Source organism: Polaromonas sp. P1_G4 (assembly GCF_056405475.1).
The window spans coordinates 1-5,197 of the sequence record NZ_JBFUCA010000305.1; the positions used below are offsets into that span (position 1 = coordinate 1).

At 60.9% G+C, this 5,197-nt stretch carries 7 protein-coding genes and 1 pseudogene; 4 read left to right on the forward strand and 4 right to left on the reverse strand.

Annotated elements, in window-relative coordinates; all coding sequences use genetic code 11:
• Nucleotides 1-213, forward strand: a pseudogene (locus tag AC1D1X_RS15065) (TRAP transporter substrate-binding protein); the annotation flags it as partial.
• Nucleotides 214-226: 13 nt separating this feature from the next.
• Entirely contained in the window at nucleotides 227-673 is a 447-nt protein-coding gene (locus tag AC1D1X_RS15070; protein ID WP_477669963.1) for a type II 3-dehydroquinate dehydratase, read from the forward strand.
• 74 nt (nucleotides 674-747) lie between these two features.
• Here the strand turns inward: AC1D1X_RS15070 and AC1D1X_RS15075 are convergent, their stop codons facing one another.
• Nucleotides 748-1,143, reverse strand: a complete 396-nt coding sequence (locus AC1D1X_RS15075; protein WP_477670212.1) for a YkvA family protein — start codon at nucleotides 1,141-1,143, stop codon at nucleotides 748-750.
• 641 nt (nucleotides 1,144-1,784) lie between these two features.
• Between AC1D1X_RS15075 and AC1D1X_RS15080 the strand changes: the two genes are divergently transcribed.
• Both AC1D1X_RS15080 and AC1D1X_RS15085 read left to right on the forward strand, forming a co-directional pair.
• A complete protein-coding gene (locus tag AC1D1X_RS15080) occupies nucleotides 1,785-2,783 on the forward strand; it encodes a sigma-54 interaction domain-containing protein (RefSeq protein ID WP_477669964.1) in 999 nt (332 codons plus the stop codon).
• Between the two features lie 8 nt (nucleotides 2,784-2,791).
• The gene (locus AC1D1X_RS15085) at nucleotides 2,792-3,358 is read left to right on the forward strand and encodes an SPOR domain-containing protein (RefSeq protein WP_477669965.1); all 567 of its coding nucleotides are present in this window, start codon (nucleotides 2,792-2,794) and stop codon (nucleotides 3,356-3,358) included.
• Nucleotides 3,359-3,362: 4 nt separating this feature from the next.
• Here AC1D1X_RS15085 and AC1D1X_RS15090 read toward each other — a convergent pair whose 3' ends face one another.
• The 3 genes from AC1D1X_RS15090 to AC1D1X_RS15100 all read right to left on the reverse strand — a co-directional run.
• Complete coding sequence (locus AC1D1X_RS15090) at nucleotides 3,363-3,647, reverse strand: 7(1) septoil knot domain-containing protein (protein ID WP_477669966.1); 285 nt, start codon at nucleotides 3,645-3,647, stop codon at nucleotides 3,363-3,365.
• A 60-nt stretch (nucleotides 3,648-3,707) separates the two neighbouring features.
• The gene (locus AC1D1X_RS15095) at nucleotides 3,708-4,535 is read right to left on the reverse strand and encodes a hypothetical protein (protein WP_477669967.1); all 828 of its coding nucleotides are present in this window, start codon (nucleotides 4,533-4,535) and stop codon (nucleotides 3,708-3,710) included.
• Between the two features lie 196 nt (nucleotides 4,536-4,731).
• A partial coding sequence (locus AC1D1X_RS15100) for a hypothetical protein (protein WP_477698569.1) occupies nucleotides 4,732-5,197 on the reverse strand: 466 nt, incomplete at its 5' end.

Genomic DNA, 5,197 nt, shown 5'->3' on the forward strand with positions numbered 1-5,197 from the left:
ACGCGCGACTACCAGCGCCAGGTCAGCCGCGCCGCGGCGCAAAAAGCCGTGGGCGAGCTGCAGGCCAGGGGCATGCAATACAACGAGCTGAGCCCGGCTGAGCAGGGCCGCATGCGGCAAGTGGCCAAACCAGTCGTTGAACGGTTCATGAACGCTTACGACCCGGTGACCACGAAGCTCTACACCTCCGAACTTGCACGCATCCGCAAGTAAACCAGCAGTCATTATGAAAATTCTTGTCCTGCACGGGCCCAACCTCAACCTTTTCGGCCGCCGTGAACCGCATATTTACGGCACGACCACGCTGGCCGAAATCAACGCCAGCCTTCAATCGCTGGCCGCCGAGCTTGGGGTTGAACTGGAAATATTCCAGTCCAACCACGAAGGTGCGCTGATCGATAAATTTCACGAGAACATCGACAGCGCGCAGGGCGCCCTGCTGAACCCTGCAGGCCTGACCCAGCACGGCGTGCCGCTGCATGACGCGATCAAGGCCATGCCCTTCCCGGTGCTGGAGATTCATATGAGCAACATCGCCGCGCGCGAAGCGTGGCGCAGCCACTCCATCATTTCGCCCGCGGTAAAGGCGACCATCCAGGGCCTCGGCTGGCGGTCCTATACCGCCGGCTTGCGGGCACTGGTTGAAACGCTGAAGGATGTGAAGGCGGGCTGACCGGCAAGCGGGACGGTTGCCGATCGCAGCGGTGGCGCTGGGCCGAGTTCCGCGGTGAGTAGTTTGCGCAGAGGCTACAACCGCGGCGGGACAAGCCAGATCCACAAGGCCGCGGCGAATCCGATCCAGACCAGCACGATCACGACCGCAGCAACCCGGCTGCGCGGCTTTGAGCCCTGMGTCTTCACCCACTCATCGGCCCGGTTACGGCAATCGGTGAGCACCTCTGGGGGCAGGAGCCTGATGGTCAACCAGATCAATCCGGGGAGCAACAAGACATCGTCCAGATATCCAAGCACCGGGATGAAATCGGGGATGAGGTCGATGGGGCTCAGCGCATAGCCCACGACGAAGAGCCCAAGCGCCTTCGCATACCAGGGCGTTGCCGGGTGCTTGCCGGCGAACCAGAGCGTCAATCCATCGCGCTTGATCCGTCTGGCCCAATTGTCGAGTTTGCCGCGCACTGTCATGCGCACAAGCATGCCACAGCGATTGGAATGATCACATCGATTGCACCGATTCCGTCGGTTTGCAGACTGTCGTTTATCAGGGCCCGTCGAAGGTCTGTGAAGAAATGTTGAGTTTTGCGAGCCGATCCGTGTATGCCCTACCTGTCAGTTCTGACAGGGGGATGAGGGTTGTGAGCGGAGCGATTTGAAAGGTCGCAGGCCTTGGGTATTTCCAAAAAACCCGGTGCTCATTCGCGAGTTTGTAAGGCGGAATAGGTATCGACGATCAGACAAGAGCAGTCATCGCCACACAAGGTTTTTCAGCACTGGCAAGCTCCAGCCATATTGGCGAAAGGCTGTCCGGTTGACCGTGAAAATAGGCAAAAAATTCCTGGGTGCATCCCCGCACCTCGAATGCAATTCACACATTCTGCTTACAGAAGTTTGAAGCTGGAATTCAGTGAATAGTTGCGTCAGCCTTCAGTGCAGTTCAGCAGCCAGGTCAATCAAGAATTTTCGGTACTAATTGCTCCTGCAATTGGAGGATGTGAGGGGGTGGCAATTCTCTTATGTTTGCGCTTCCAGGCACTCGGTTTCTTCTTGCTTCCTCGCGAAAGCAGGCAGAAGCCCCTGAAGTAGCCGCAATAAAACGGGGGATGTTGATGAGTGCAAGATTCGGCTTCCAGTTGCTGGGATCCTCAGAATCCCTGGCGAAAGTGCGCACGCAGATCGAGCGTGTCGCCAGAGTTGATGCGGCGGTTCTCGTCGAGGGTGAGACAGGCACCGGAAAGGAAATGGTGGCACGGGCCATTCACTACGGCAGCAAGAGGGCCGACCGCGCTTTTGTTCCGGTCAATTGCGGGGCGCTGGCCGAAACCCTGGTTGAAAGTGAGCTCTTCGGTCACGAGCGTGGGGCTTTCACTGACGCAAAAGTTGCCTCGCTCGGACTTGTCAGCGAAGCCGGCGGCGGCACACTTTTTCTTGACGAGGTCGACGCGCTCAGCCTCAAGGCCCAAGCCGCGCTGCTGCGTTTTCTGCAAGATGGCAGTTACCGCCGCGTCGGCGGGAGTTCGACCAAACAGTCTGACGTTCGTATCGTCGTGGCCAGCAACGCCAACCTCAACGAGCTTGCCGAAGCACGCCGTTTTCGCAAGGACTTGCTGTATCGCATCAACGTGTTATCGGTCTATCTGCCAACGCTGCGCGAGCGCGGCGACGACGGGATCGAACTTGCCAGGATTTTCCTGACGCGGCTCGGCCACCATCATGGAAGGCCGCAGGTTCGCCTGACGCCGGCATCGATCGCATTTATCCAGAGCTACACGTGGCCGGGTAATGTGCGTGAGCTCGAGAATGTTGTCCAGCGAGCTTTCTTGCTCTGCGACAGCAACGAAGTCGATATCAGCCAGGCAATGTCACAGCCCCGCGGCGAGCGTCCCGCTGCCGAACCGGCGGTCTTTCGCACAGCCAAGCAGCAGGCCGTCAAGGAGTTCGAGCGGCTGTATGTGAGCCGCTTGCTGATGCAAACCAACGGCAACCTGACTCAGGCGGCACTGATCGCGGGACAGGATCGCAGCGCTTTCGGACGGCTGGTGCGCAAACACAGCCTGAGCCCCAGCCGGGCCCAGGCCGCCACCGCTACCCGCGCCGGTGAAGCCTGAGTCCGAGCGTGCTTGCGAAGTACGGCCTTGTCCTGTTAACCCTGGTATTCGGCATGGTGGTCTTCGCCGCCGGGTTGCTTGCGCCTTCCTCATTCAAGGAAGGTGTGGCAAAAATAGCGCAACAAATCGGAGCGAAAATCCCGGGCCGTGCCACTCCAGGTACAGGGGCGGCTTCCACACCAACCGCAACACCTGGCAGCACACCAGCCGCCGCTGCCGCTTCTACAGTCGCTGCGGCCCCGGCAAGCGCGCCGGCCGTCGCGGCATCGTCACCCCTGCCTGCGGCCAGCCTGATATTGCCGACGGTGGCCACGGCTTCTCCCAGCTTCGCGCTGCAGGCGGCACAGTTTTCGACGGCGCAGCCTGCCAGCCAGCTGGCTTCGTCAATACAGGCACAAGGTGTCACCAGCACGGTCGTCCTGATGGGCGAGCCCGCGGGCGGTTCATGGTCAGTGGTCACCGTCGGGCGTTTTGGCAGCGCGGACGAGGCATTGTCCCAACGCAACTACCTCTCGCTCAAGCTCGGGCTGCCACCCAATATGGGCACCATCGCATTGCCGCCCCCACCCAAATAACAACTCAGCGCAGCAAGTGCGCTACCGGGTGCCGCTGCTGTTTGTTGACCCAACCAGCCTGGCCGTAGGTGTCGACATAGCAGACCGCGAGCTGTGCCATGCCAAGCGAGCAAAAGTAAACGTACAGGTTCGCATCCTGCTTGGGGGCCATGTACCAAAGCCACGGGCGGGTGGCCAGGCCCCAGCTGCCAACCCGGTGCACGAGAAGGTCGGCCTGGCCGAGGTCACTGACGAGCGCGACACGGATGTCGGCGTCACCCATCGTGGGGGATTCATAGATGCGCGGCATATATTTCTTTGTGATCGGGGTTTTCMTGCTGCCGCCGGCGAGCGGTCTGCCGGATCGGGGTCATTTGTGTTTCAGACCGCCGGCGACTTCGGCACGGCACTTCACACAATACGCCATGGCGTCACCCGCGCTGACCTCGCTGGTGGCGTGGTGGTGCACATCGGACAGCGCACCGTGCTGCTGGATGTCGTTCCAGGCCATGAACGACGACTCCTTCGCCGCGTACTCGTGCCAGCTGTCCATGCCGGTCATGCTTTTGGCAAGGCCGTCGAGCGTAGCCTGGCGTTGCTGCACGAGCGTGCCATGTTCCGCAACGCGTGTCGCCTCGGCCGCCTGGTACTTGCTCATGAGCAGGTTCTTGCGCGCATTTTTTGTGTTGGCGCCGAAGGTCGGTGCAGCTGCCGGCACATAAGCCGGCACGGCTGGTACCAGCCCGGCCGTGAACGCGTCGAGGTGTGCCGCCGCATGGGTGTTGCCGCGCTGGTTAAGTTCCTGGTGCGCAGCGAGAAGGCTGTGGCCCTCTGCACAGGACAGTCCGCGCTTGTCCTCAGCCGGAGTCTGCTGGACATGCCGGTCCATGAGTTTTTGTGCAAGCGGATGGTCCGCGTGGTTGGCCTTCATATAGGCCACGCGGGCCTGGTATTTCGGCACGCCGGCGCCTCCGTCCGGGACCGGTTTTTTGGCCCAGGCGGTGTTTTTTCCCGTCACAGAAAGCGAATCACTGCCGCCGGTCAGGCGCCCTCCGCCTGGCGCTGTGACCGTCATCGTCGCATGTACGAGATCTCGCGGCGGAGCAGCGGTGGAAGGCGATGCCGTACGCGTCGTCTTCGGGCCTGACTGCGCTGTGACCGGCTTGGACAGCGCTGGCGTTTGTCGTTTGGATGCCATGGTTTACTCCCTCTGAAAACGTGCATATTTTTTCCCGGGTGACACGACCGGTATCTGTAACCTGGCTCCGGACTGCGAAAATTGYCGCATGCCGGGCTCGTGCCCTGCAGCGCAACGGCCGCGCAGCCGCCCGCACGGCCAGCGTGCCGGTTGCGCTGTGTTTGAGACGGCCTGAATCCCCGTTTCTCCCCGCCATCTACATGCCGACGCCGCGGCCGGTGTCGAGTTGTGCCGCAACAAGGCGGCGCCGGTCTTCTTCAACCGCAGACAGATGGCCACCTGGATCAGTCACTTCAGCCGCCTGCTTCCTGAATTTTTTGGCAGTGGACTGCAACTGTGGGCCCTGCAGTGCAGGCAGCCGCGGATGACTCAATATCTCCGACCCGTAGGCCTCCATTTCCCGTTGCGGGCTGGTCGTGGCCTTCATGACTGCCGGGCTTTTACGTTGCGCGACGTGTGTCATCTCATGACCAACAGTGCGAACGAGCTTGCGAAAGCTGTCCGTGTTCTCGTCACGAGTGATCTCTTCCAGCGCACGTTTTCCGTAACCTTTTTTCATCGTCAGCGTGATCGGCTTCGTCCTGTCCTTTTTGGCGCTGTAGCCGCCACCGGTCGAAGCATGACCGGCATCGTCCCTCACCTTGACCTTGTCGGGCATCGGC